Origin of the sequence: Thiobacillus denitrificans ATCC 25259, from assembly GCF_000012745.1 — a bacterium.
Classification (GTDB): Bacteria; Pseudomonadota; Gammaproteobacteria; order Burkholderiales; family Thiobacillaceae; genus Thiobacillus; species Thiobacillus denitrificans_B.
In genome coordinates this window covers 268,844-293,116 of record NC_007404.1, presented here as the reverse complement: position 1 = coordinate 293,116, position 24,273 = coordinate 268,844, and the positions used below count along the sequence as shown (strand labels likewise).

The 24,273-nt window shown below is 67.3% G+C and carries 28 protein-coding genes; 8 read left to right on the top strand and 20 right to left on the bottom strand.

The window, feature by feature from the left end; genetic code table 11:
* Positions 1 to 30 precede the first annotated feature (30 nt).
* Entirely contained in the window at positions 31 to 594 is a 564-nt protein-coding gene (locus TBD_RS01365) for a hypothetical protein (protein WP_011310786.1), read from the top strand.
* A complete protein-coding gene (locus TBD_RS01360; RefSeq protein ID WP_011310785.1) occupies positions 581 to 1,129 on the top strand; it encodes a TlpA family protein disulfide reductase in 549 nt (182 codons plus the stop codon). The genes TBD_RS01365 and TBD_RS01360 overlap by 14 nt, the downstream gene beginning before the upstream one ends.
* Here the strand turns inward: TBD_RS01360 and TBD_RS01355 are convergent, their stop codons facing one another.
* The 12 genes from TBD_RS01355 to TBD_RS01300 all read right to left on the bottom strand — a co-directional run bounded on the left by TBD_RS01355 (position 1,130) and on the right by TBD_RS01300 (position 11,865).
* Positions 1,130 to 1,438, bottom strand: coding sequence for a non-heme iron oxygenase ferredoxin subunit (locus tag TBD_RS01355; RefSeq protein ID WP_011310784.1), 309 nt, complete (start codon positions 1,436 to 1,438; stop codon positions 1,130 to 1,132).
* Positions 1,438 to 2,553: an anthranilate phosphoribosyltransferase gene (locus TBD_RS01350; RefSeq protein WP_011310783.1), complete on the bottom strand. Its 1,116-nt coding sequence runs from the start codon at positions 2,551 to 2,553 to the stop codon at positions 1,438 to 1,440. The genes TBD_RS01355 and TBD_RS01350 overlap by 1 nt, the downstream gene beginning before the upstream one ends.
* Before the next feature lie 49 nt (positions 2,554 to 2,602).
* Entirely contained in the window at positions 2,603 to 3,259 is a 657-nt protein-coding gene (lipB, locus tag TBD_RS01345; protein WP_011310782.1) for a lipoyl(octanoyl) transferase LipB, read from the bottom strand.
* Positions 3,256 to 3,522 carry a YbeD family protein gene (locus TBD_RS01340; protein WP_011310781.1) on the bottom strand — a complete coding sequence of 89 codons (267 nt, stop codon included), beginning with the start codon at positions 3,520 to 3,522 and terminating at the stop codon, positions 3,256 to 3,258. The genes lipB and TBD_RS01340 overlap by 4 nt, the downstream gene beginning before the upstream one ends.
* Positions 3,519 to 4,367, bottom strand: coding sequence for a D-amino acid aminotransferase (locus TBD_RS01335; protein ID WP_011310780.1), 849 nt, complete (start codon positions 4,365 to 4,367; stop codon positions 3,519 to 3,521). The genes TBD_RS01340 and TBD_RS01335 overlap by 4 nt, the downstream gene beginning before the upstream one ends.
* Complete coding sequence (locus tag TBD_RS01330; protein WP_041432191.1) at positions 4,364 to 5,479, bottom strand: D-alanyl-D-alanine carboxypeptidase family protein; 1,116 nt, start codon at positions 5,477 to 5,479, stop codon at positions 4,364 to 4,366. Before TBD_RS01330 ends, TBD_RS01335 begins: the two co-directional genes overlap by 4 nt.
* 14 nt (positions 5,480 to 5,493) lie before the next feature.
* Positions 5,494 to 6,354 carry a septal ring lytic transglycosylase RlpA family protein gene (locus TBD_RS01325; RefSeq protein WP_011310778.1) on the bottom strand — a complete coding sequence of 287 codons (861 nt, stop codon included), beginning with the start codon at positions 6,352 to 6,354 and terminating at the stop codon, positions 5,494 to 5,496.
* 17 nt (positions 6,355 to 6,371) lie between these two features.
* On the bottom strand, positions 6,372 to 7,472 hold the full coding sequence (gene rodA / locus TBD_RS01320) for a rod shape-determining protein RodA (protein ID WP_011310777.1): 1,101 nt from the start codon (positions 7,470 to 7,472) through the stop codon (positions 6,372 to 6,374).
* On the bottom strand, positions 7,459 to 9,351 hold the full coding sequence (gene mrdA, locus TBD_RS01315; RefSeq protein ID WP_011310776.1) for a penicillin-binding protein 2: 1,893 nt from the start codon (positions 9,349 to 9,351) through the stop codon (positions 7,459 to 7,461). The genes rodA and mrdA overlap by 14 nt, the downstream gene beginning before the upstream one ends.
* Before the next feature lie 96 nt (positions 9,352 to 9,447).
* The gene (gene mreD, locus TBD_RS01310; protein WP_011310775.1) at positions 9,448 to 9,948 is read right to left on the bottom strand and encodes a rod shape-determining protein MreD; all 501 of its coding nucleotides are present in this window, start codon (positions 9,946 to 9,948) and stop codon (positions 9,448 to 9,450) included.
* Positions 9,945 to 10,790, bottom strand: a complete 846-nt coding sequence (mreC, locus tag TBD_RS01305; protein WP_011310774.1) for a rod shape-determining protein MreC — start codon at positions 10,788 to 10,790, stop codon at positions 9,945 to 9,947. The genes mreD and mreC overlap by 4 nt, the downstream gene beginning before the upstream one ends.
* A gap of 31 nt (positions 10,791 to 10,821) precedes the next feature.
* Positions 10,822 to 11,865: a rod shape-determining protein gene (locus TBD_RS01300; RefSeq protein ID WP_011310773.1), complete on the bottom strand. Its 1,044-nt coding sequence runs from the start codon at positions 11,863 to 11,865 to the stop codon at positions 10,822 to 10,824.
* Positions 11,866 to 11,966: 101 nt separating this feature from the next.
* On the opposite strand from TBD_RS01300, the gene gatC reads away from it, so the two are divergent.
* The 3 genes from gatC to gatB are packed head-to-tail and all read left to right on the top strand — an operon-like array spanning position 11,967 to position 15,172.
* Positions 11,967 to 12,254: an Asp-tRNA(Asn)/Glu-tRNA(Gln) amidotransferase subunit GatC gene (gatC, locus tag TBD_RS01295; protein WP_011310772.1), complete on the top strand. Its 288-nt coding sequence runs from the start codon at positions 11,967 to 11,969 to the stop codon at positions 12,252 to 12,254.
* Positions 12,255 to 12,290: 36 nt separating this feature from the next.
* Positions 12,291 to 13,748 carry an Asp-tRNA(Asn)/Glu-tRNA(Gln) amidotransferase subunit GatA gene (gene gatA / locus TBD_RS01290; RefSeq protein WP_011310771.1) on the top strand — a complete coding sequence of 486 codons (1,458 nt, stop codon included), beginning with the start codon at positions 12,291 to 12,293 and terminating at the stop codon, positions 13,746 to 13,748.
* Positions 13,745 to 15,172, top strand: coding sequence for an Asp-tRNA(Asn)/Glu-tRNA(Gln) amidotransferase subunit GatB (gene gatB, locus TBD_RS01285; protein WP_011310770.1), 1,428 nt, complete (start codon positions 13,745 to 13,747; stop codon positions 15,170 to 15,172). Before gatA ends, gatB begins: the two co-directional genes overlap by 4 nt.
* 51 nt (positions 15,173 to 15,223) lie before the next feature.
* Here the strand turns inward: gatB and TBD_RS01280 are convergent, their stop codons facing one another.
* The gene (locus tag TBD_RS01280) at positions 15,224 to 15,871 is read right to left on the bottom strand and encodes a DUF4124 domain-containing protein (RefSeq protein WP_011310769.1); all 648 of its coding nucleotides are present in this window, start codon (positions 15,869 to 15,871) and stop codon (positions 15,224 to 15,226) included.
* Complete coding sequence (pyrE, locus tag TBD_RS01275; protein ID WP_011310768.1) at positions 15,810 to 16,448, bottom strand: orotate phosphoribosyltransferase; 639 nt, start codon at positions 16,446 to 16,448, stop codon at positions 15,810 to 15,812. The genes TBD_RS01280 and pyrE overlap by 62 nt, the downstream gene beginning before the upstream one ends.
* Before the next feature lie 30 nt (positions 16,449 to 16,478).
* Between pyrE and TBD_RS01270 the strand changes: the two genes are divergently transcribed.
* From TBD_RS01270 to TBD_RS01260, 3 genes are read left to right on the top strand one after another with little or no spacing between them, the layout of a single operon-like run.
* The gene (locus TBD_RS01270; RefSeq protein ID WP_011310767.1) at positions 16,479 to 17,258 is read left to right on the top strand and encodes an exodeoxyribonuclease III; all 780 of its coding nucleotides are present in this window, start codon (positions 16,479 to 16,481) and stop codon (positions 17,256 to 17,258) included.
* Positions 17,259 to 17,280: 22 nt separating this feature from the next.
* Positions 17,281 to 18,669: an AmpG family muropeptide MFS transporter gene (locus TBD_RS01265; protein WP_011310766.1), complete on the top strand. Its 1,389-nt coding sequence runs from the start codon at positions 17,281 to 17,283 to the stop codon at positions 18,667 to 18,669.
* Positions 18,666 to 19,337, top strand: coding sequence for a sulfite exporter TauE/SafE family protein (locus TBD_RS01260; RefSeq protein WP_011310765.1), 672 nt, complete (start codon positions 18,666 to 18,668; stop codon positions 19,335 to 19,337). Before TBD_RS01265 ends, TBD_RS01260 begins: the two co-directional genes overlap by 4 nt.
* On the opposite strand, the gene TBD_RS01255 is transcribed toward TBD_RS01260, so the two are convergent.
* Genes TBD_RS01255 through metA form a run of 6 tightly spaced genes read right to left on the bottom strand, consistent with a single transcriptional unit; the run spans position 19,328 to position 24,271 of the window.
* Positions 19,328 to 19,756: a DUF4426 domain-containing protein gene (locus tag TBD_RS01255; RefSeq protein WP_011310764.1), complete on the bottom strand. Its 429-nt coding sequence runs from the start codon at positions 19,754 to 19,756 to the stop codon at positions 19,328 to 19,330. The genes TBD_RS01260 and TBD_RS01255 overlap by 10 nt on opposite strands.
* Positions 19,753 to 20,430: an ABC-type transport auxiliary lipoprotein family protein gene (locus TBD_RS01250; RefSeq protein WP_011310763.1), complete on the bottom strand. Its 678-nt coding sequence runs from the start codon at positions 20,428 to 20,430 to the stop codon at positions 19,753 to 19,755. Before TBD_RS01250 ends, TBD_RS01255 begins: the two co-directional genes overlap by 4 nt.
* Positions 20,427 to 21,374: an MlaD family protein gene (locus tag TBD_RS01245; protein WP_011310762.1), complete on the bottom strand. Its 948-nt coding sequence runs from the start codon at positions 21,372 to 21,374 to the stop codon at positions 20,427 to 20,429. The genes TBD_RS01250 and TBD_RS01245 overlap by 4 nt, the downstream gene beginning before the upstream one ends.
* Positions 21,364 to 22,131 (bottom strand): ABC transporter ATP-binding protein, encoded by a 768-nt coding sequence (locus TBD_RS01240; protein ID WP_011310761.1) that lies wholly within the window; start codon positions 22,129 to 22,131, stop codon positions 21,364 to 21,366. Before TBD_RS01240 ends, TBD_RS01245 begins: the two co-directional genes overlap by 11 nt.
* Positions 22,131 to 23,225 carry an MlaE family ABC transporter permease gene (locus tag TBD_RS01235; RefSeq protein ID WP_011310760.1) on the bottom strand — a complete coding sequence of 365 codons (1,095 nt, stop codon included), beginning with the start codon at positions 23,223 to 23,225 and terminating at the stop codon, positions 22,131 to 22,133. The genes TBD_RS01240 and TBD_RS01235 overlap by 1 nt, the downstream gene beginning before the upstream one ends.
* On the bottom strand, positions 23,222 to 24,271 hold the full coding sequence (gene metA / locus TBD_RS01230) for a homoserine O-succinyltransferase MetA (RefSeq protein ID WP_011310759.1): 1,050 nt from the start codon (positions 24,269 to 24,271) through the stop codon (positions 23,222 to 23,224). Before metA ends, TBD_RS01235 begins: the two co-directional genes overlap by 4 nt.
* Positions 24,272 to 24,273 lie beyond the last annotated feature (2 nt).

The window sequence follows — 24,273 nt, the reverse complement described above, 5'->3', positions numbered from 1 at the left end:
CGAACCTGCGTTGAAACGGAATTTTAGCCCATGCACCGGATCGCCCTGACCCTCTTGCTGACGTGGAGTGCGAGCGCGCTCGCCGCGACCGAAACCGAGGTCGACGCCGAAACCGGGTTGTCGACCTGGCAGACCGAGACCGATGGCATCCAGGTGCGGCTGACGCAGATCAGTCCCGACCAGGCGCGCGCGTTCTACCAGGCACGCGGGTTTTCGGCGGAGGCGGCGGAACGCTACGTGGCCGAATGCGTGTTCATGACCGTGGTGCGCAACATCGGCCAGGCGCCGATCGAACACCGCTTGGCCGACTGGCGCTACCTGCTGCCGCAACAGCCGCCGCGCGCGATCCGCAGCAAGGCGCAATGGGAAGGGCTATGGAAGCAGGCCGGCGTTGCCGAGCCGGCGCGCATCGCGTTCAACTGGGCGCAGTTCCCGGCCACGCAGAGCTTTGCACCGGGGGACTGGAACCAGGGTATGACGAGCTATGGCGTGCCGCGCGGCGGCCGCTTCGACCTGCGCTTCGTCTGGCGCAGCGGCGGAAAGACGCTTTCTGGAACCCTCGAACAGGTGCAATGTGCCGATGACGCTTCGTAATCCCCTCGCCGCCAGCTTCGCTGTGCTGGGCCTCACCGTACTGGGCCTCGCGCCGCCCGCCACGGCGGCCGACCTGCCGCCGCTGGCGCACAGCCTAACCATGCAGGCGCCGAAGCCCGCGCCCGCCTTGAAGCTCACCGACCTCGACGGCAAGCCGCACGATCTGGCGAAGCTGCGCGGCAAGGTGGTGCTGGTCAATTTCTGGGCGACCTGGTGCCCGCCGTGCCGCCGCGAAATGCCGTCGATGGAGCGGCTGAAACAGGCGCTGGCCGGCGAGCCCTTCGTCGTGCTGGCGGTCGACGTCGGCGAGGACGCCGACACCATCGAGGCGTTCACCAGCCAGCTCGGGGCGGTTCCCAGCTTTCCCATCCTGCTCGACACCACCAGCCGAGCGATGCAGGCGTGGAAGGTGGCCGGCCTGCCGACCACCTACCTGGTCGACCCGCGCGGTCGCATCGTCGCCCGCGCGATCGGCGGGCGCGAGTTCGATCACCCCGACCTGGTCCGGGTGATCCGCGATCAACTTAGAAAATGATCAGACCTTCACCCAGACCTGGCCGCCCTCGACCTTCACCTCGTAGGTCTTGATCGGCTCGTCGGCGGGCTCGCAGGTCGGCTGGCCGGTGACGAGATCGAAGTAGCTGCCGTGCAACGAGCACTTGATCTTGCCGTCCTTGATGCAGCCCAGATACAGCGAGTAGTCCTCGTGGCTGCACATCTCGTCGACGACGTAATGCGTGCCGTTCGAATTGCACAGCAGCAGTTTCCTGCCGTCGACGACGACGCGCTTCATCTGCGCCGGCTTCAACTCGTCGGCGGCGGCGATGGCGACGAATCCGCTCATCACTTGACCCTGACGACGGCGCGGCCGGAATCGAGCACGGCGCGGATCTGCGTCGCGGCGTCGGCGACGCTTGCCGCGCGGCCGATGTGGTGCAATACGATCGAGCCCGCCAGCACCAGCGAATCGTAGGTCGGCCCCTTGTCACCCTTCAGCGCGAGGATGCCGGCCTCGGCGGCGGCGTGCGCCGCGGCCTTGAGGTCGATCGCGGCGACGATCTCGTCCTCGCCCGCTTCGCCGGCGACGGAGCCGGGCAATGGCACCGCGCGCACCGGCTGGTCGATGCCGAGCGCGACCGGGTCGATCACCGCCTCGATCTCGGCGCCGCGGTCGTGATAGTGGAAGTATTTGCCGATCTGGCGCAGCGAGGGAATCACGCCGCCTTCGACGCCGCGCACGATGCAGGCGGTGTCGAAGCCGGCCTCGCGCGCGAGGTCGGCGTACACCGGCGGATACGGCTTGTGCACGTAGCCGGTGACGAAATGGGTTTTCTTCCTGCCTTGGATCGGTTTCGACAGCACCTCGACCGTGGTCAGCACCTGGCGCTTGATCATCTGTGCGCGCAGGGTCGTGAGGTTGTGCAGGCCGGGGTTGGACTGCGCCTGGTCGAGGTAGGCCCAGCCGAGCGCCGGGTCGGCCAACCGCGCCGCGGCCTCGGCCGGGCCGAGGTCGACCGGCACGCCGGCGGCCTCGAGCACGTGACGCACGGTGACGCCGTACTTGGGGCCGACCTTGTCGAGGCCGTGGCTGACGACGTGCACGCCGAACTCGGCCAGCAGCGGGCCGAGGAAGGGCGCGGCCGGCAGGCAGCGGTTGTAGCCGTCGTACGGGTCGCCGATGTCGACCACTTCGTCGACTTCGGCCGTCACGCGGCGGGTCGTCTCGAGCACGGCGTCGAGCACGCCGCGGTTTTCATCCTGCGTCTCGCGCTTCATGCGCAGCGCGATGAAGTAGATGCCGACCTGCACCGGGTCGATGAGGTTGTCGATGATCGCCTTGGTGCCGAGGTGCGCCTCGGTGCGGCTGATGTCCTTGGACAGGTCGGGGCCGGTGGCGATGCGCTGGATGATCGAGCGCATCAGCGGTTTGGGGTCGGACGGCAGGGTGTCGGTGCTCATGCATCACTCCATTAGAAGTCCATAGACTACTAATAGTCGACCAAATCGGTCAAGAATAGATCGCGCGCTGCAGTGCGTCGGTGAGCGCCCGCTCCGTTTGCTCGACAGACCAATTCAGGCCGAGATCGCGGCATTGCGTGACCGCCATGCCGGGATAGCCACAGGGGTTGATTGCGGCGAACGGCTCGAGGTCCATGTCGACATTGAACGCGAGGCCATGGTAGGTGCAGCCGTGCTTCACGCGCAGGCCGAGCGCGGCGATCTTGGCGCCGTCGACGTAGACGCCAGGCGCGCCGGCGCGCCGCGTCGCCTCGACGTTCGACGCCGCGAGCAGGTCGATCACCGCCTGCTCCAGGCGCGCGACGAGTTCGCGGATGCCGTAGCCACGCCGCCGCAGGTCGACCAGCACGTAGGCGACGACCTGTCCGGGACCGTGATAGGTGATCTGGCCGCCGCGGTCGATCGGGACGACGGGAATGTCGGTCGCGGCAATCAGATGCTCGCGCTTGCCCGCCTGCCCGAGCGTGTAGACCGGCGGATGCTCGAGCAGCCACAGCTCGTCCGCCGTGCCCGCCGAACGCTGTGCCGCGAAGGCCTGCATCGCCCGCCAGGTCGGCTCGTAGGCGACCCGGCCGAGTTGGCGCACGACGAGGCTGGGGTCCGGCTCCACCCGAACGTCCGGAATGATCGGCGCCGCCCCGTTCACAGCGCCATCTTGACCCAGGGGTGGGCGGTGATCTCGCGGTACAGGGCGTCGAGCTGCGCCTTCGAGGTGGCGCGTACGACGCAGGTGACCGAGAGGTAATTGCCGCTTCTGGACGCGCGCATCTCGACCGTTTCGGGGCGGAAGTCGGGCGCATGACGACGCACGAGTTCGACCATGACCTGGGCGAAATCGTCGCGCCGCTCGCCCATGATCTTGATCGGGAAGTCGGTCGGGAAGCGAAGCAGGGTCTCTTCTTCGCTCATGCGCGCATGACCTCGCGTTTGAACGCGGCGTAGGCGGCGTCGAATTTCTGCGCCAGCGGCCCGGGCGCCCCGCCGCCGACCGGCGCGCCGTCGAGCATCACGATCGGCATGATTTCCTTGGTCGACGATGTCATCCACAGCTCGTCGGCGCGGCGCACCTCGGCTTCGGCGATCGCGCGAATCTCGACCGGCACGCCGAGCGTCGCGGCGAGTTCGAGCACGACGTCGTGGGTCACCCCGGTGAGCATCAGGTTCGACGAGGGCGGCGTCAGCAGCACGCCGTCTTTCACGACGAAGATATTGCTCGCCGCGCCCTCGGTCAGAAAACCGTCGCGGAACATCACGGTTTCCGCGCAGCCGGCATCGGTCGCCTGCTGGCGTAGAAGGATGTTCGGCAACAGCGAAATCGCCTTGATGTCGCAGCGCAGCCAGCGGTTGTCGACCGCGCTGACCGCGCAGACCCCCACCGCCTTCTGCGCAGGTGTCGCGGTGACGAGGGCCTGCGCGAACATGAACACGGTCGGCGGCACGCCCACGGGGAAGGCATGGTCGCGCGGCGCGGTTCCCCGCGTCACCTGGATGTAGACCGATTGGTCGTCGAAGTCCTGCTCGGCGATCAGATGCTGGATCAGGTCCCGCCACTGCGTCGGGGTGTGCGGGTTGCTCAGACGGATGCCGTCGAGGCTGTGCTGCAGGCGCGTCAGATGCGCGTCGAGCCGGAAGGGCTTGCGCGAATACACCGGCACCAGTTCGTAGACACCGTCGCCGAAAACGAAGCCGCGGTCGAGCACGGGGATCGTCGCCTCGGCCAGCGGCTGGAAGCGGCCGTTTAGATAGACGCTCATTGGTCGAAGAGCAGACGCAGCGAATCCCAGCCGCGCCCGAAGATGCCGGCAACGGCGACGTCGTGCAGTGCGACCAGCGGACGGTTGCCGAGCGGCTTGCCGTCAAGCGTCAGGCGCAGCAGTCCGATGCGCTGGCCCTTGTGGATCGGTGCGACGATCGGGCGCTGGGTCACGATCTCGGCCTTCACGCGCGGCAGGCTGCCACGCGGTGCGAGCAGATGGAAATCCTGTTCGAAACCGATGCCCACCGACTGGCGGGTGCCGCGATAGAGCCGGACCACCTTGACCGGCTGGCGCGCACGATAAAGCAGCACGCTATCGAATTTCTCGAAGCCGTAGTTGAGCAGGCGCAGCGCGTCCTGCGTGCGCTGGGCATCCGAGCGCGCGCCGAGCACGACGGCGACGCGGCGCTGCTCGCCCCGCTGCGCCGACGCCACGGCCGAATAGCCGGACTCGGGATTGCGGCCGACTTTCAGCCCGGTCACGGTGCCGTCGCGCCAGAGCAGGCGGTTGGCGTTGTAGTAGGTCAGGCCGTCTAGCGTGAACTCTTTCTGCGCAAACAAGGCCTGCTGCGCGGGATGCTCGCGGAGCAGTGCGCGTCCGAGCACAGCAAGGTCGCGCGCGCTGGAAACGTGCCCCGGCTGGGCGAGACCCGTGGCGTTGGCAAAGTGCGTGCGCTTCATGCCGAGCCGCGCAGCTTCGCGATTCATGCGCTCGACGAACGCGGCCTCGCTGCCGTCGGTCGCCGTCGCCAGCGTCACGGTCGCATCGCTCGCCGACTGCACGAGTATCGCGCGCAGCAACGTGTCGACGCGCACGCGCTCGCCGGGCTTGAGAAACACGCGCGCGCCGTCGGCCTCGGCGGCGGCGTCCGGGACGCGGACTTCCGCGTCGAGACGCAGCGCGTTGCGGCGGATGTCACCCAGCAAGACGTAGACCGTCATCAACTGCGTCAGCGACGCGGGCGCGAGCGGCAGGTCGGGCTGATGCGAGGCGAGTTCTCGCCCGCTCGTCTGATCGACGATGACCCACGCGCGGGCCGCAATACCGGTCGGCGCGGCGATTGCCGAAGCGGATAGCAGCCAGGCGAGCGTCAACCACAGGAATTTCATCGGGGGCTTCAAAATCATTCGCGTCTGACGAGGACTGCCGAAAGGTCGAGACGTTCCCTAACCCGCGCGCGGTCGGCCTTCGCGGCGGCGTCGCTCGGATAAGGCCCGAGTTGCACATGGTGCAGCGAGCGCTTAAGCACGACGCGGCCGAGGCCCGCGTCGAGCTGGAGTTCGCGCTGCAGGCGGTTGAGGAGCGCGAGCGCGTTATCGGCACGCGAAAACGCCCCGACCTGAAGATAGATGCCTTGGGCGAGCAGCGCCTCGCCTGGGGCGTCGCCTTCCTCGCTTTCAGTATCGAGGCTCTCCACCCGCACGCGCGCGCTGCCTTGCTTGACGTAACCGAGCTTGTGCGCGGCGGTATACGAGAGGTCGATCACTCGCTTGCTGTGGAAGGGCCCGCGGTCGTTGATGCGCACGACGACCGACTTGCCGTTGGCGAGCGAGGTCACTCGGGCGTAGCTCGGGATCGGCAGCGTCGGATGCGCGGCGGTCATCGCGTACATGTCGTAAGGCTCGCCGGACGCGGTCTTCTTGCCATGGAAGCGGCGCCCGTACCAGGACGCCACGCCTTCCTCGCGATAGGCGCGGCGCTGAGCCATCGGCGTATAGGTCGCACCGAGCGCGGTATAGGTGCGGTTGGCGAAACGGTGCAGGGGCTCGGCGCGCGGCACGGCATCCGGCACGGCGTCGAGATCGGGCGGCGGGTTGGCCTCGGGACCGTCGTCGAGGTAATAGCCCCCGGCTTTCGAGGTCTTGTTCGGTGCCTGCTCGGTAGGTGTCTGCACAGGCGGCGTCTGCCTGGCGGGCGGCGTGGTGCCGCAGCCTGCGAGCGTGAGCGCCAATGCGGCGGCGCCCGACATCAGGAGGATTTTCATGGCGGTATTTTATCCCGTCAGGTTTTATTGAGCTGGCGATGGGTCGCCACGCTCATCAGGATGCCCATGCCCAGGAGCAGCGTGACGAGCGCGGTGCCGCCGTAGCTCATCAGTGGCAGCGGCACGCCGACCACGGGCAGGATGCCCGAGACCATGCCCATGTTGACGAACACGTAGGTGAACAGATTGAGGCTCAGGGTGGCGGCCATGAGCCGGCCGAAGAGCGTCGGCGCTCGCGCCGCGATGACGAGCCCGCGCGCGACGATGGAAAGGTAGAGCGCGACGAGGAGGATCGTGCCGACATAGCCGAACTCCTCACCGAATACGGCGAAGACGAAATCGGTCGTACGTTCGGGGATGAAGTCGAGCTGGCTTTGCGTGCCCTGGCTCCAGCCTTTGCCGAAAAGGCCGCCCGAGCCGATCGCGATCGTCGACTGGATGATGTGATAGCCGGCGCCGAGCGGGTCCGACGCAGGGTCGAGCAGTGTGAGGACGCGTTCCCGCTGGTAGTCGTGCAAAAACCCCCAGAGGACTGGGAGGCTCGCGCCGGCGAGCACGCCGCCGCCGAGGATGATCTTCCACGGAAGTCCGGCGAAGAACAGCAGATAGAAGCCCGATGCGCCGATCATCAGCGCCGTGCCAAGGTCGGGCTGGCGCAGGATCAGCACGAAAGGCACGGCAAGCAGCGCACCGCCGATGAGAAAATGCTTGCCGCGCAGCCCTGACTCGTTGCGCTGGAAATACCAGGCGAGCATGAGCGGCACCGCGAGTTTCAGCAGTTCGGACGGCTGGAACGCCATGACGCCGAGATTGAGCCAGCGCCGCGAACCGTTGCGTATTTCGCCGAACACGGCGACTGCAACGAGCAGCACGACGCCGGCGACATAGAGGACCGGCCCGACCTTGGACAGGAGGTGCGGCGGGATGTTGGCCATGACGATCATGAGCGACAGCGCGAGCCCGACGTTGACGAGGTGACCGCTGATGCGCGCCGGGCTCTGCCCCGACGCGCTCGCGACGACCGCGACGCTGATCCCGAGCAGCAGCAGCACGAGCGCGAGCAGAATGAGGTCGAGGTGGCTCAGCCGGCGCAGGATCCAGTGCCTAGTCCGCTGCATCGTCGGTCTCCAGCTTCATGGTGCCGGGTCGTTTCCCGGTCAGGTAGTAGTCGAACACGGCGCGCGCGATCGGCGCTGCGGTGCCGCTGCCCGAACCGCCGTTCTCGACCATCACGGCGACCGCGATAACGGGGTTCTCGGCCGGCGCGTAGGCGACGAAGAGTGCGTGGTCGCGGTGCTCGCGGGCGAGCCGCGTCGCGTCGTAGCGCGCCCCCTGCTTGATGCCGACGACCTGCGCGGTGCCGGTCTTGCCGGCGATGCCATACGCGGCGCCGGCCGCCGACGCCGCCGCGGTACCACCCGGGCGGGTGACGTCCATCATGCCCTGGCGCACGACCGCGAGATTCTCCGGGTCGATCGCCACCTCACCGAGCATGACCGGCGCCTGCGTCTGCCAGGCCCGCGTATGCGGGTCGCGTACGGCGTCGACCAGCCGGGGCTGGATGCGCTTGCCGCCGTTGGCAAGCATGGCCGTCATCGTCGCGAGCTGCAGCGGCGTGGTCAGGTGATAGCCCTGGCCGATGCCGGCGATCACGGTCTCGCCCGGGTACCAGGGCTGCTTCCAGCGCCGCTGCTTCCACGCGCGCGACGGCAACAGCCCCGACGACTCGCCCTGCAGGTCGATGCCGGTCTTCTGGCCGAGGCCGAATTGCGTAAGGTAGTCGTGCATGCGGTCGATGCCCATGTCGACCGCGAGACGGTAATAGTAGATGTCGCACGACTGCGAAATCGATCGGCGCAGATCGACGATGCCGTGACCACCGGGCTTCCAGTCGCGGAAACGGTGCTGGCTGTTGGGTAGGCGGAAAAACCCCGGGTCGTCGATGCTGTCGTCGGGCTCGCGCAGGCCGAGTTCGAGGCCGGCCAGGGCCATCAGCGGCTTGATCGTCGAGCCGGGCGGATAGATGCCGCGCAGGGCGCGATTGACCATCGGCCGTTCGGGCGACTCGTTGAGCGACTTCCAGGTTTCCGGATCGATACCGTCGACGAACAGATTGGGATCGAAACCCGGCTTGCTCACGAGCGCGAGGACGCCCCCGGTGTTGGGGTCGAGCGCGACCAGGCCGCCGAGATAGTCGCCGAACGCGTGCTCGGCGACTTCCTGCAGCGACGCGTCGAGATGCAGACGCAGATCTTTTCCCGGCACCGGCGGGATGCGCGAGATCATGCGCACGGCGCGGCCGCTCGCGTCGGTCTCCATGCGGTCGAAACCCGCGCGGCCGTGCAACAGCGTCTCGTAGCTCTGCTCGAGTCCCGTTTTCCCGATATGGACCGTGCCCTTGTAGTCCTTGTCGAGCCCCGACTCGCGCACACGCCTGAGGTCGCGGTCGTTGATGCGGCCGATGAACCCGACGACGTGCGCCATGCCCGGCCCGCCCTGGTAATTGCGGAACAGGCGGGCGCGCACCTCCGCGCCGGGCAGGCGATAAAGGTTGGCGGCAAGAATCGCGACCTCCTCGTCGGTCAGCTTGCTCTTGAGCGGGACGGTCTCGAACTCGTGCGATTCGGCGAGCAGACGCCGGAAGCGGCGAAGCTGGCCCGGGGTGATCTCGATCAGCTTGCCGATCTCGGCGAGCGTGGCCTCCATGTCGTCGGCCTCCGCGCGCGTCAGCTCGACCGTGTACGCCGAATAGTTTTCGGCGAGCACGCGGCCCTTGCGGTCGAGTATCAGGCCGCGGTTCGGCGGCGCCGGCACCAGCGAAATGCGGTTGCTTTCGGCACGCTCGATGTAGTGCTCATGCGCGACGACCTGGAGGTGGAAGGCGCGCGCGAGCAGCACGCCGGCCAGCAGCAGCGCGAAGGCCGCGCCGAACTTCACGCGCCCGCGGAAACGGGCAAGCTCGCGGTCGAGATTCTTCAGCGGGGTGACGATTCTCATGCCCGTTCCCGCGAGGGGCGGGCGCGACACCGCACGCAAGCGTCGAAGTGCAGCGGAGCCCGGGCGATACGGCGAGGCATCAGCGTGACTCCGGCTTCAGTGAGAATCCTGCGCGCCCTTGCCGTGCCACAGCCGCAGAACGAGGGCAGACAGATACCACAGGAACGTGCTGCCGAATACCGGCATCAGGATGGCCAGCCCGGCCGGCGGATTGACCGCGAGCCAGCCACCCAGCAGCACGACCAGCTGTACCGCCAGAAGCACCGGGAACAGCTGCGCGGCCTGCCGGAAAGGGTCGAACTGCAGCAGCCGCAGACGCAGGTAGAGCACCAGATAAACGCCGACGACGTAGGCGATCCCATGCTGGCCGAGCGCTGCGCCGTCCTGGAAATCCGCGATCAGGCCAAGGAAGAACGCAATGCCGAAGCCCACGCGCTGCGGCTGGTGCAGTACCCAGAACAGCAGCGCGACCAGCACGAAGTCGGGGCGCAATACCATGGCGAGGCCCGACCACGGCAGCTGCTCGACCAGCACGGCGAGCGTCAGGCTGCCCAGGATGCGGCGCCAGCGGCCGCTCGTCTCGGCGGCGACGTTCATGGCGCACGCTCCAGGGGTCGGGCGACGAGGACGAGCACCGCGCGCGAGCGATCGAGCCCGGCCAGCGGTGCGCCCTCGATGTTCAAATAGGGGCTCGTCTTCAGCCGCGACACACTGACGATGCGGCCCACCGGAATGCCGGCCGGATAGACGCGGTCGATGCCGGACGTAAGCAGGCGGTCGCCCGGGCGGATGTCGGTGTGAACCGGCATGTAGCGCAGTTCGAGGCGCCCGCGGCCGCCGCCTGCGGCGAGGCCGCGCTGACCCGTGCGTTCGACGTAGACCGGCGTGAGGTGATCGGGGCTACTCACCAGCGTGACGTCGCTCGAGTGCGGATAGACCCGCGTGACCTGGCCGACCAGCCCGACGGCGTCGACGACCGGAAGGCCGCGACGCAAGCCGGCGTCGGCGCCCTGATCGAGCGTGATGCGCTGGGCGAACCAGTCGTGGCCTCGATAGAGCAGAGCCGCATGGACCAGCTGCTGGCCCGGGCGGCTGCGCAACTGCAGCAGCGCGCGCAGCTCGCGGTTTTCACGGCTCAGTTCGTTCGCCCGGTTTTCGCTGACGCGCAGGCGTGCGCGTTCGTCGAGCAGGGCATCGCGTTCCTTCTGCAGCAGGCGGTGGCGGGTGAAGAAGCCGCCGAGTTCGACCGCGACGTCGACCGGTGCCCGCATGGCTTGACGCACGGGCTGGAGCAACAGGGAAAATCCGCTGCGCAGGCCTTCGAGCGCATGGTAGCGGACGTCGATGACAATACAGGCGAGACCCAGCAGCAGCCAGATCGACAGGCGCGCCGTCGGCCCGAGCCGGCGCGCGAACATGAGCTGGCCCGGCATCGCCATCAGCCGACCCGGTCAGCAGCGGCGCGCTTCTTCACTCGTTGGTGAACACCGACGCGAGCTTGTCCATTTCCTCGAGCGCGCGGCCCGACCCGCGCACCACGCACGTCAGCGGGTCGTCCGCGACGATGACGGGCAGACCGGTCTCTTCCATCAGCAGGCGGTCGAGATCGCGCAGCAGCGCACCGCCGCCGGTCAGCACCATGCCCTTCTCGGCGATGTCGGCGCCGAGTTCGGGCGGCGTCTGCTCGAGCGCGAGCTTGACCGCGCTGACGATCGCGTTGAGCGGTTCGGTCAGGGCTTCGAGGATTTCGTTCGACGAGACGTTGAAGCTGCGCGGCACCCCTTCGGCGAGGCTGCGGCCCTTGACTTCCATTTCGAGCACTTCGGCGCCAGGGAAGGCCGAGCCCATTTTCTTCTTGATCAGTTCGGCCGTCGCCTCGCCGATCAGCATGCCGTAGTTGCGGCGAATGTAATTGATGATCGCGTCGTCCATGCGGTCGCCGCCGACGCGTACCGAGTTGGCGTAGACGACGCCGCCGAGCGAGATCACGCCGACCTCGGTGGTGCCGCCGCCGATGTCGACGACCATCGACCCGGTCGCGTCCGCCACCGGCATGCCGGCGCCGATCGCCGCCGCCATCGGTTCCTCGATCAGATAGACCTGGCGGGCGCCGGCGCCGATCGCCGACTCGCGGATCGCGCGCCGCTCGACCTGGGTCGAGCCGCAGGGCACGCAGATGATGATGCGCGGGCTCGGCCGCAGCATGCGCGTGTCGTGCACCTTCTTGATGAAATACTTGAGCATCTGCTCGGTGACGGTGAAGTCGGCGATCACGCCGTCCTTCATCGGCCGGATCGCCTGCAGGTTGCCCGGCGTGCGTCCGAGCATCTGCTTGGCCTCGGCACCGACCGCCTGGACCGTGCGCTTGCCGCCGACCGACGCGTCGGTGCGGATCGACACCACCGACGGCTCGTCGAGGACGATGCCACGATCACGCACGTAGATCAGCGTGTTGGCGGTACCGAGGTCGATCGCGAGATCGGTCGAGAAATAGCTGGTCAAGAACTTGAACATAGTGGCTGCGATCCCGGTTCGAACGGATAAAAGGGCAGAAAAAACAAGGGGGCTATGATACCCTAACGGGCTTCGTTCCCGTAAGTCATCTAGGTGCCTCCATGTCCCTCAGTCTGGACGACGTCAAGCGCATCGCCGGTCTTGCGCGCATAGAAATCGACGACGCTGAGGCGCACACGACGCAGACCCAGCTCAACACGATTTTCGGCCTGATCGCCGCGATGCAGGCGGTCGACACCGACCAGGTTACGCCGATGGCGCATGCGCAGGAGGTCTACCAGCGCCTGCGCGTCGACGCCGTCGACGAGATCGACCGTCACGCCGCATTCCAGGCCGTCGCACCGGCGGTCGAAAACGGCCTGTATCTCGTGCCGAAAGTGATCGAGTGAGCGTCTCCCATTCCGCCGTGCCGAATCCGTAACGCCATGCCCGCACCCTCCCTTTCCGCCCTCGCTGCACAACTCGCGGCGAAACAGGTGTCGAGCCGCGAGCTCGCGCAGCAATATCTCGACCGCATCGCCGCGCTGAACCCGACGATCAACGCCTTCATTACGGTCGACCCGGAGAAGACGCTCGCCGAGGCGGCGGCTGCCGACGCGCTGATCGCCGGCGGCGCCGCCGGACCGCTGACTGGCGTGCCGATCGCGCACAAGGACATCTTCTGCACCGACGGCTGGCTCACGACCTGCGGCTCGAAAATGCTCGCGAACTTCGTCGCGCCCTACGACGCCCACGTCATCGAGCGCTGCAAGGCCGCCGGCATGCCGAGCCTCGGCAAGACCAACATGGACGAGTTCGCCATGGGCTCGTCGAACGAAACCTCGTTCTTCGGCGCGGTGAAGAACCCGTGGAACGCCGGCTACGTGCCCGGCGGCTCGTCGGGCGGCGCCGCGGCCTGCGTCGCTGCACGGATGGCACCCGCCGCGACCGGCACCGACACCGGCGGCTCGATCCGCCAGCCGGCCGCGCTGTGCGGCATCACCGGGCTCAAGCCGACCTACGGCCTGGTCTCGCGCTACGGCATGATCGCCTTCGCCTCGAGTCTCGACCAGGCGGGCCCGATGGCGCCGTCGGCCGAAGACTGTGCGCGGCTTTTGAACGTGATAACGGGCTTCGATCCGAAGGACTCGACCAGCCTCGAGCGCGAAAAGGAAGACTACACGCGCGACCTCGATCTCCCGCTCACGGGCCTACGCGTCGGCCTGCCGTGCGAATTTTTTGCCGAGGGTCTCAACAACGAGGTCGCCGCTGCGGTCGACGCCGCGGTCAATGAACTGAAGAAGCTCGGCGCGACGACGGTCGAGATCTCGCTCGCCAACTCCCGGCTCGCGATCCCCGTCTACTACGTGCTCGCGCCCGCCGAGGCGTCGTCCAACCTCTCGCGCTTCGACGGCGTGCGCTACGGCTACCGCGCCCCCGAGTACGCGGACCTCAACGACATGTACGCCAAGACCCGTGCGCAGGGTTTCGGCGCGGAGGTCAAGCGCCGCATCATGATCGGCACCTACGTGCTGAGCCACGGCTACTACGACGCCTACTACCTGCAGGCGCAAAAAATTCGCCGCCTGATCGCGCACGACTTCGCCGAGGCATTCAAGACCTGCGACGTCATCCTCGGCCCGACCGCGCCGGGCACGGCATTCAAGCTCGGCGAGAAATCCGACGACCCGGTCGAGATGTACCTCAACGACCTCTACACGATTCCGGCCAACCTCGCGGGCCTGCCCGGCATGAGCCTGCCCTGCGGCTTCGATTCGCAGGGCCTGCCCATCGGCCTGCAGCTCGTCGGCGATTATTTTTCCGAAGCGAAGATGCTGAACGTCGCCCATCAGTACCAGCGCGTCACCGACTGGCACGCGCGCCAACCGGAGGCGCTCGCATGAAGTGGGAGACCGTCATCGGGCTCGAAGTGCATACCCAGCTCGCCACCCAGTCCAAGATCTTCTCGGCCAGCAGCACGGCCTTCGGCGCCGCGCCCAACACCCAGGCCAGCGCCGTCGACATCGCACTGCCCGGCGTGCTTCCCGTGCTCAACAAGGCGGCGGTCGAATGCGCGATCAAGTTCGGCCTCGCGATCGGCGCGACGCTCAACCGCGTCAACGTGTTCGACCGCAAGAACTACTTCTACCCCGATCTTCCCAAGGGCTACCAGATCAGCCAGCTCGCCAAGCCCATCGTCGAGGGCGGCGCGCTCACGATCGTCGTCGACGGCGTCGAGAAGACGATTCATCTCACGCGCGCGCACATGGAGGAGGACGCCGGCAAGTCGCTGCACGAGGACTTCCACGGCATGACCGGCATCGATCTCAACCGCGCCGGCACGCCGCTGCTGGAGATCGTCTCCGAACCCGAGATGCGTTCGTCGGCCGAAGCCGTCGCCTACGCGCGCGCGCTGCACACGCTCGTGACCTGGATCGGCATCTGCGACGGCAACATGCAGGAAGGCAGCTTCCGCGTCGACGCCAACGTCTCGGTGCGCCCGCTCGGGCAGGCCGAATTCGGCACCCGGCGCGAGATCAAGAACCTCAATTCGTTCCGCTTCCTGCAGCAGGCGATCGACTACGAAGTGCGCTGGCAGATCGAGACGCTCGAAGACGGCGGCCGCATCCAGCAGGCCACGGTGCTGTTCGACCCCGACACCGGCGAGACGCGCATGATGCGCAGCAAGGAAGAGGCGCACGACTACCGCTACTTCCCCGATCCCGATCTGCTGCCCGTGAAGCTCGACGAGGCGTGGATCGACGCCGTGCGGACGACCCTACCCGAGCTGCCGGCCGCGATGCGGACGCGCTTCCAGCAAGACTACGGCGTCTCGGCCTACGACGCCTCGGTGCTGACCGGCTCGCGCGCGCTTGCCGCCTACTTCGAGGCTGCGGCCCAGCAATCCGGGCAGCCCAAGCTCGCCGCTAACTGGGTCATGGGCGAACTGTCCGCCGCGCTCAACAAGGCCGAGCTCGACATCGGCGAGAGCCCGGTTTCGGCCGTGCAACTCGGCACGCTCATCACCCGGATTCAGGACGGCACGCTCTCCGGCAAGCTCGCCAAGCAGGTGTTCGAAGGGCTGTGGGAAGGCGCCGGCGACGTCGACGGAATCATCGCGGCACGCGGGCTCAAGCAGATGTCCGACGCAGGTGAACTCGAGAAGATCGTCGACGAGGTACTCGCCGCCAATCAAAAGTCGGTCGAGGAATTCCGTGCGGGCAAGGACAAGGCGTTCAACGCGTTGGTCGGCCAGGTCATGAAGGCGAGCCGCGGCAAGGCCAATCCCGCACAGGTCAACGAACTGCTGAAAGCCAAGCTGCAGTAGGGGACGACCCGGCGAGCTGCGCGCTTGCCGCGGGCGCGAAGGCGCCGCGCCTTAGGGCTGGCCCGTCAGCTCGCGAAAACGGGCCTTGTCGGCGGCGTATTTCTCGCGCACCTTGGTCATCGCTTCCTCGTTGCTGTCGACCGTGTGGGCGAGGTCCGCGCTTTCCCGGCCCGCCTGCGCCAGCTGATCCTTGAGGCCCGGCCCGACCGGGCGGCCGGCTTTTTCGATGCCGGCGATCCGTGCACGCAATTCCGCGAGGTTGCGCTCGACCGTCTCGGCGCGGATGCGCGCGCCCTTGATCGCCAGCTTGTGATGCTCGAGCGCACGGTCGCGGGCGAGGTCGATTTCCGCCTCGCTCGTGTAGGTCGACATCAGCGCGCGATCGAGTTGCGCCTGGCGCTGCTGGATCTTCGCGACGCGCTTCTGCTCGGCGACGCGCTCGGCTTCGGCGCGGCGCTCGGCTTCGGACTGGGTGCGCCTGACGACGTTGCCCTGCTTGCTCATCTCGACGCCGCCGCTCGTCTGGAATGTCGTCGGCGGCGTGTCGCTGTACTGCACGCGGCCGTTGCCGTCGACCCAGCGGTACATCCCGGCCTGCGCGCCGCCCGCTGCCAGCGCCAGGGCGACAGCCAGCAGCCTAGACGCCGTAGTTTTCGCGGTAATTCGCCACGGCCTGCAATTCCGTACGTCGGTTCGCATCACGTTCCAGAAACTCCACCAGGTTGTCCAGCGTGACCACGGCCACGACCGGAATATCGTATTGCTCTCGCACTTCCTGGACCGCGGACTTGTCGCCCTGGCCCCGTTCCATCCGATCCAGCGCGATCACGACGCCGGCGGGTGTAGCGTCCGACGCTCGGATCAGGTCGACCGACTCGCGCACCGACGTGCCCGCCGAGATCACGTCGTCGACGATCAGCACGCGCCCCTGCAAGGGCGCACCGACCACCGTGCCGCCTTCGCCGTGGTCCTTCGCCTCCTTGCGATTGAACGCGAACGGCACGTTCCGACCCATTCCGGCGAGTGCGATCACGATGCTCGCGGCGAGCGGAATTCCCTTGTAAGCCGGGCCGAACATCACGTCGAACGCGATGCCCGAGTCGACGATGGCTTTCGCGTAAAATTCGCCGAGACGCTTGAGCTTCTCGCCGTCGTTGAACAATCCCGCGTTGAAAAAATACGGGCTCAAGCGGCCCGCCTTGGTCTTGAACTCGCCAAAACACAACACCTGCGAGGCGACGGCAAACTCGACGAACTCGGCTCTGTAATCGGACATTTCCGGACTTTTCTTGAGTAGATAAACGCGATGCGAATTATATCGGCCAACCTCAACGGCATCCGTTCGGCGGCCACCAAGGGCTTCTTCGACTGGCTGCCGACGCAGGGCGCGGACGTCGTCTGCGTGCAGGAACTGAAAGCCCAGGCGACCGACCTCAAGCCGGAAGTGCGACAGTGCGACGGGCTCAGCGGGGCCTTTCACTGCGCCGAGAAGAAAGGCTACAGCGGCGTCGGCGTCTACACGCGCCAGGCGCCGCAGCGCATCGTCGAAGGTCTCGGCTTGCCCGAATTCGACGCCGAGGGCCGCTACATCGAAGCCGATTACGGAGATCTCGCGGTCATCTCGCTCTATCAGCCTTCGGGCTCGAGCAGCGAAGAGCGGCAGCAGGCGAAATTCCGCTTCCTCGATGCCTTCTTTCCCCATCTGGAGAAACTGGTCAAATGCGGCCGCGAGATCATCATCTGCGGCGACTGGAACATCGCCCACCAGGAAATCGACCTCAAGAACTGGAAATCCAACCAGAAGAACTCGGGCTTCCTGCCCGAGGAACGCGCCTGGATGACGCGCCTGTTCGACGAACTCGGCTGGGTCGACGTCTACCGCAGCCTCTACCCCGCGCACACCGGCGAGGCCTACACCTGGTGGAGCAACCGCGGCCAGGCCTGGGCCAAGAACGTCGGCTGGCGCATCGACTACCAGATCGCGACGCCGGGCATCGCGGCGAAGGCCCGCTCGGCTTTCGTGTACAAGGAACAGCGGTTTTCCGACCACGCCCCGCTGGTCGTCGATTACGACCATGCGCTGTAGCTGAACACAGACCGACGCAACCATGCCCAGCCCCTCCGCCAGCCACCCCTGGCTCGCCGCGCTCAAGGTCTACGCCCACCCGCGTGTTGTCGGCATGCTGTTTCTCGGCTTCTCGGCCGGGCTGCCACTGCTGCTCGTGCTCGGCACGCTGTCGTTCTGGCTCTCGGAGGCCGGGATCGCGCGGGCGACGATCGGGCATCTGTCTTGGGTGGGGCTCGCCTACGGCTTCAAGTTCCTGTGGTCGCCGCTGGTCGACCGGCTGCCGCTGCCGCTGCTGACGGCGCGGCTCGGCCGGCGCCGCGCGTGGCTGTTGCTGTCGCAGGTCTGCATCGCGCTCGCGCTGCTCGGGATGGCGAACACCGATCCGGTCGTGAATCTCACGCACACGGTGTTCTTCGCGCTGGCGGTCGCGTTCGCCTCGGCAACGCAGGACATCGCGCTCGACGCCTACCGCATCGAAGCGGTCGAAACCGAAAAGCAGGGCGCGATGGCCGCAAGCTATCAGGCCGGCTATCGCATCGCGATGATCACCGCCGGCGCGGGCGCGCTATGGATCGCGGCGAGCGTCGACCCCTCCGAGGCGCACTACGACTTCCGACCCTGGCAGGTCGCCTACAGCGTGATGGCCGCGCTCATGGCGGTCGGCATCCTGACCACGCTGATCATTCGCGAGCCGGAGCGCGAGGTGCCGCGCGAAACCGGCCTGCGCGAGACGCATGCACGGGACAAGGCCGCAGCGCTCGGCCTGTCGGGCGGTCTGCTGACCGCGGCGGCGTGGTTCTACGGTGCCGTGCTTTCGCCTTTCATCGACTTCATCGAGCGCTACAAGTGGCAGGCGGTGCTGATGCTCGCGCTGATCGCGGTCTACCGCATTTCCGACGTCGTGATGGGAGTCATGAGCAACCCCTTCTATCAGGAGATGGGCTTCACCAAGGACGAGGTCGCGACCGTGTCGAAGGTCTACGGCGTCGTCATGACGATCGCGGGTGCGGCGCTCGGCGGCCTGCTGACGATGCGGCTCGGCGTGATGCGCACGCTGTTTCTCGGCGCCGTGCTCTCGGCCGCGACCAACCTTCTGTTCGTGTGGCTCGCCGGGCGCGGCCACGACATGGGCGCGCTCGTGTTCACGGTGTCGGCCGACAATCTCTCGGCCGGCATCGCGTCCTCGGCCTTCGTCGCCTACCTCTCGGGGCTCGTCAACCAGGCGTATTCGGCGACGCAGTACGCGCTCTTCACCTCGGTAATGCTGCTCCTGCCCAAGTTCATCGCCGGCTTTTCGGGTGAATTCGTCGACGCCTACGGCTGGGCGAACTTCTTCACCGGCACCGCGCTCGTCGGCGTGCCGGTACTGTTGCTGATCTGGCTGGTCGCGCGCAGCCGCCCCGCGGCCGAAGGCGCGCAGCGTCCATGATCGAGTTTTCCCTGTTGAGCGCACTGCTCGCCGGGCTGCTCGGCGGCGTCCACTGCGTCGGCATGTGCGGCGGCATCGTCGCCGCGTTTTCCTTCCGCGCCGACGGCAGCACGCCGCCCTTCCGTCTTCATCTCGCCTACAACCTCGGACGCGTGACGTCCTACGTGCTGTTCGGCGCGATCGCCGGCGCGCTCGGCGCCTCGCTCAAGCTCGCGAGCTTCCTGCCCGCGCAAACGATGCTCTACGTGCTGGCGCAGCTCGTCATGGTGCTGCTCGGTCTCTATCTCGCGGGATTCAATCAGTGGGTGCTGGTGTTCGAACGCGCCGGCGGCGCGGTCTGGAAACGCGTCAGGCCGCTGTTCCAGAAGCTGTTGCCGGTGAAATCCCTGCCGCAGGCAGTGCTCGCCGGCATGGCGTGGGGCTGGCTGCCGTGCGGGCTGGTCTATTCGATTCTCGTCTCGGCGCTCGCCGCCGGGAGCGCGACCTCGGGCGCCGCGCTGATGCTCGCCTTCGGCCTCGGCACCCTGCCGAATCTTCTCGGCATGGGCCTGTTCGCGCGGCAGATCCAGCCTTTCATGCAGCAGCGCTGGGTGCGGCGCCTCGCCGGCCTGACCGTCGCCGGCTTCGGCGTCTGGGGGCTCGCTGTCCTGGTGATGCGTTACCTGTAGAAGCTCTGCTCGAAGCTGAGCTCGCGCTTGGGCTCGCCCGCGACCTCGACGGTCGCGTTGAACTTGAGCGTCGCCGGCGGGCTGACGCGGAATTCTCCGAGATAGTAGACCGCCGTGCCTTCCTTGACCTCACGCATGTCGATGTGGGTCAACTGCTGCGACGGATTTGTCGCGTAGACCTTGAGTTTTGCCGGCACCGGCATCCGCACGCCGACCTTGTTCGGCTTGAGCACCGACACCGTCAGCAGCCCGCGCGTCTTGCTGCGTTCGATCTTGTAGGTGCGTGCGACTTCCGGCAGGAGCTCGTCGGTCGTGAGGGCGTTGTAATGGATCTCGAGGGAGCCGAACTTCTGCGAGATTTCGGCGTGTGCGGCTGCGGCGAAGAAAGAAAGGCTGAGGGCGGCTAGCAGGCGTTTCATGGCGACTCTCCTCTTATCGTTGGGGCGTTACGTTCTGGATTGTAGGCAGTTTGACCGAAGCTCGCGAGCCAGGCGGCGAGTTGGTCTAGCGTGTGGCCGACCGCGACGCCCGACGCCGCAGCGGCCCCCGCGGCATCGTAGGTGGCGACCGGAACGCGCTGCTCGAACACGCGTCGGTCGAGCAGCGTGCGCCGCTTGAGGTCGAGCAGGTCCGCGCGCAGCAACAGATGGACCTCCCCCGGCTGGCTGCGCGCATCGTGATAGAACTCGATCAATTCGGTATCGAGCAGGAGGTCGCCGCGGACCTGCCCGCTCGCCGCCGCCACGCGGTAGCCTCCGAGCCGGTCGAGTCTGCTGCGCAGGAGATCGGCGAAGCGCTTGCCCGGGCGCTCGGTCCAGCGTGCGAACTGGTAGTAGCCGCGCGTGCCCGGCGTGCGGCTGAAGACGAGCTGGTCGTTGTTATAGAAACCGCTGCTCGTCGTGTCGAGCACGAGAAGCGTGCGTGGCGTGACGCCGGCGTCGGCAGCCCTGCCCGCGGGCGGTGCCGCCGTGTCCGCCGGCACGACATCGTCGAGGACGTAGTGGATCGTCGGCGCCGCGCTACCGCGGCCGTCGAAACTGATGCAACCGGTGAGCGCCAGCGCGAGCGCCGTGACGCCGAGTATTTTTTTCATGGCAATTCTTCTCCGGGACCGAGCTGCTCGACGCTCGGGCCGAACAGGATGCCGCGCGGGTTCGACAGGCGCTGGCCGGTCGTCGTCAGCGTGTCGGCACTCGTGCGAACGTCGCGGCTCACATTGGTCAATTCGAGCGTTCCGGTCTCGGTGAAATGCTCGAGGCGATCCGATATCTGGGTCGCGTCGCGCTCCAGTTTCTGGATCGCGTCGCGCGCTTCTGTGATCGCGGCCTGCGCGTTCTCGCCGACGACGGTGATGCTGCCCTCGGCGCGCGTGGCCGCCTGATTGATGCTCGCGCCGGCGAAACGGAACTCGTCGGCCGCGTCACGTATGCCCTGCACGGCGGCGTCGAGGCTCTGCTTGTTGGCCGCCAGATGTCCCGACAACTCGTTGAGGTTGGCGAGCGTCCGGCTGACCGAGCGCTGGTTCTCGTCAGACAGCAGCGTATTCATCTTGTCGAGCACCTGCGCGCCGCTCACCGCGAGCTTCGACACCGCCGTCGCGACCTTGTCGAGGTCGGAACTGCCTTCGGCAATGACCGGGTAACGCTCGCCCGCGGGCGGCTCGGAGAGCAACGGGCCTTTCCCCGGCCCGTTGTCGATCTCGACTGCGGCGATGCCGGTCACGAGGTTGCGTTTGATGTAGGCGGCGGCGCCGGCATGGACCGGCACGTCTTCGTCGATCCTTGCGGTGACGCGCACGGCCTCGTCGTCGCCGTCGGCGAAACGGAAGCCCTCGACGACGCCGACCTTGATGCCGCGCATCTTGACCGCACTGCCGACCGCGAGGCCATCGAGCGATTGGTGTCTGAAATAGATCGTATAGCTCTGATAGGCGATTTTGTCGGCGCCGCCCGCGAGCCAGACGATCGCAAGCGTCATCGAGGCGAGCACCGCCAGCACCAGGCTGCCTACCAGCGTGTAGCGCCCTTCAGTTTCCATGGATGGCTTCTCCCTTAGGCGTTCGCGTGGCGAAATAATCCTTGAGCCACGGGTCGTCGATCGTCCTCAGTTCGTCGATGGTTCCGCTGCCGAGCACGCGCCCGTCGGCCAGGACGATGACGCGGTCGATGATCGAAAACAGTGTATCCAAGTCGTGTGTGACGAGGAACACGGTCAGGCCGAGGCTGTCCGCGAGCAGCCGGATCAGGTCGTCGAAGGCGCGTGCGGAAATCGGGTCGAGGCCCGAAGTCGGCTCGTCGAGGAACAGCAGTTCGGGGTCGAGCGCGAGGGCGCGCGCGAGCGCGACGCGCTTTCTCATGCCGCCCGACAGTTCGCTCGGCCGTTTGCGCGCGGCGCCCGGCGGCAGTCCTGCGAACGCGAGCTTGAGCCGCGCGAGCTGGCGGCAGGTCGCGTGCGGCAGGTCGCTGTGCTCGAACAGCGGCACGGCGACGTTGTCTTCGACCGACAGCGACGAAAACAGGGCGCCGTCCTGGAACAGTACGCCGAAACGGCGGCGCAGCGCGTTCATCTGCGACGGACTCGCATCGCATACCGATTGGCCGAACAATTCGATGGCGCCGGCCTGCGGGCGTATGAGGCCGATGATTTCGCGCAGCAGCACCGACTTCCCCGAGCCGCTGCCGCCGATCAGGGCGACGACCTCCCCGCGTCGAACCGACAGGCTCAGGCCGCGATGGATGCGCTGTCCGCCGAGCGTGGTGGAGACGTCGCGCACGTCGATCACGGGCGCGTCCATCAGATCCCCAGCCGCACGAAGGCCACGGCGAAGACCGCGTTGAGGATGATGACCGCGACCAGGCTCTGCACGACCGTCGACGTCGTGTTGACGCCGACGCTGCGCGCGTCGCGGCTCACCGCGAGGCCCATGCGGCAGGAGATCAGCGCGATGAAGAGCGCGAATACCGGCGCCTTGCCCAGACCGACCATCAGCGTCTTCAGCAGGATCACGTCGTAGAGGCGGTCCAGGAAGATGGGCGGCGAGATCGCGAGCTGTTGCTGCACGACGAGCATGCCGCCGACGAGGCCGGCGATGTCGCCGATGAACACCAGCAAAGGCATGGCCACGATCAACGCAAGGACGCGCGGAATCACGAGCACCGCGAGCGGCGACAGGCCGAGCGTCGCGATCGCGTCGATTTCCTCGGCGACCTTCATCGTCCCGAGCTGGGCCGTGATCGCGGCGCCCGTGCGGCCGGCGACGAGCACCGCGACGATGACCGGGGAAATCTCGCGCAGCACCGCGAGCAGCAGGCCGTCGACGACGAAGATGTTGGCGCCGAACTGGCGCGCCTGGTCGCCGAGCAGGTAGGCAAACACGACGCCGAGCAGGAACATCATGCCGCTGACGATCGGAATCGCGCCGACGAACACGTCGCGCACCTGCGCGGCGAGTTCGCGCCAGCGCCAGAGCCCGGGCTGGCCGACGAGGCCCGCCAGTTCGAGCGCCAGGCGCCCGACGAAATCGAGCAGGCCGACGAGGTGGCTCCACACGGTCAGCGCACCGCGCCCGGTGAGCGCGAGCACGCCCTCCTGCCGCGGCGCGGGCAGCGGCGGCGTCGCGGCGCGATGCTGGGCGACGAGCCGCAGCATGCTCAGGTGCCGCGGCTGGAAGTCGCGCAAGTCAGGCGCGGGCGCGTCGGCCTTGGGCTGTGCTGCGGCGAGCAGCAACCAGGCGCCGTTGGTGTCGAGATGCGTTACCCCTGCGCCGTCGATGACGCGCACGCGCTTGCCGGAAAGGTCGGGAAGCGCCGCCGCGGCGTCCGCGTGCCAGGCGCCGCGGGCGACGAGGGCGCCCTCCGCTTCGTCGAAGTGCGCGTGGGCCTCGGTCACGCGAGGCCCAGCGGGTTGTCGGGGTCGACGCCGGGCATGAAGGGCAGGCCGCGTTCGCGATGGGTGACCTGATAGACGCAGCCGATCCAGTTGCCGATCACCGCTTCGGCCGTGTCGTGCCAGGTATTGTCGAGCAGCGGAACGACCTCCGCTTCGGGGAAGACGAGCGTCTCGCCGACACGCGTGCGGCGCGCGAATTCGGCCAGAAACGCCTGCGCCTTGCGATCGAAATAACGGCGCGGGAAGGGCGGCTCGGCAAGCGCGCCCGTCGTGGCGAGCAGCAGGTCACGCTTGTATTCCTTCAGCAGTGACACGGTGTCGTACTCGGGGTGCCCCTGGAAGAACACCGTGCGCAGCCCGTCGCCGCTGACGGCGAGGTGGACGCCCGCCTCTTCGCTCTCGACCAGCACCTTGACGCCGGCGGCCTCGAACTGTGCGCGCGAGACGTCGTTCCAGCGTGAGTGCGGCACGTCGAAGCGGGTGTTGACGTCGGCGACGAGCGGGTGGCGGACGTCGGTCACGCGATGCTCGAACACTCCCCAGATCTTGCGCGGCTGCAGCACGCGGGTCTGCGCGTAGCGGAACTGCATGACCGCGTGCGTCGCGAGGCACGAGCACAGCGTCGAGGTGACGTTGTCCCACGCCCAGTCGATGACCTCGATGAGCGGCTGCCAGAAGGCCTCGTCGGCAAGGTTGGCGTGGCTGACGTTGGCGCCGGTGATGATCAGCGCGTCGAGGCCGGCGGCGCGGATGTCCTCGAATTTTTCGTAATGGCGCCCGATATGCGCACGCGCCTTGTCGCCGCGCGGCAGCGTCTCGAGCGTGAACGGGTGCATGTAGAACTGCGCGATCGGGTTCGATTCGCCGACCAGCCGATAGAACTGCCGCTCGGTCGCTTCGAGCGCGGCGTCGGGCATCATGTTCAGCAGGCCGACGTGCAATTCGCGGATTTCCTGGTTGGCGGCGCGCTCGGTCGACAGCACCGTGATGCCGTCGCGGCGCAGGCGCTCGAAGGTCGGCAGGGCGTTGTGCGCGACGAGCGGCACGG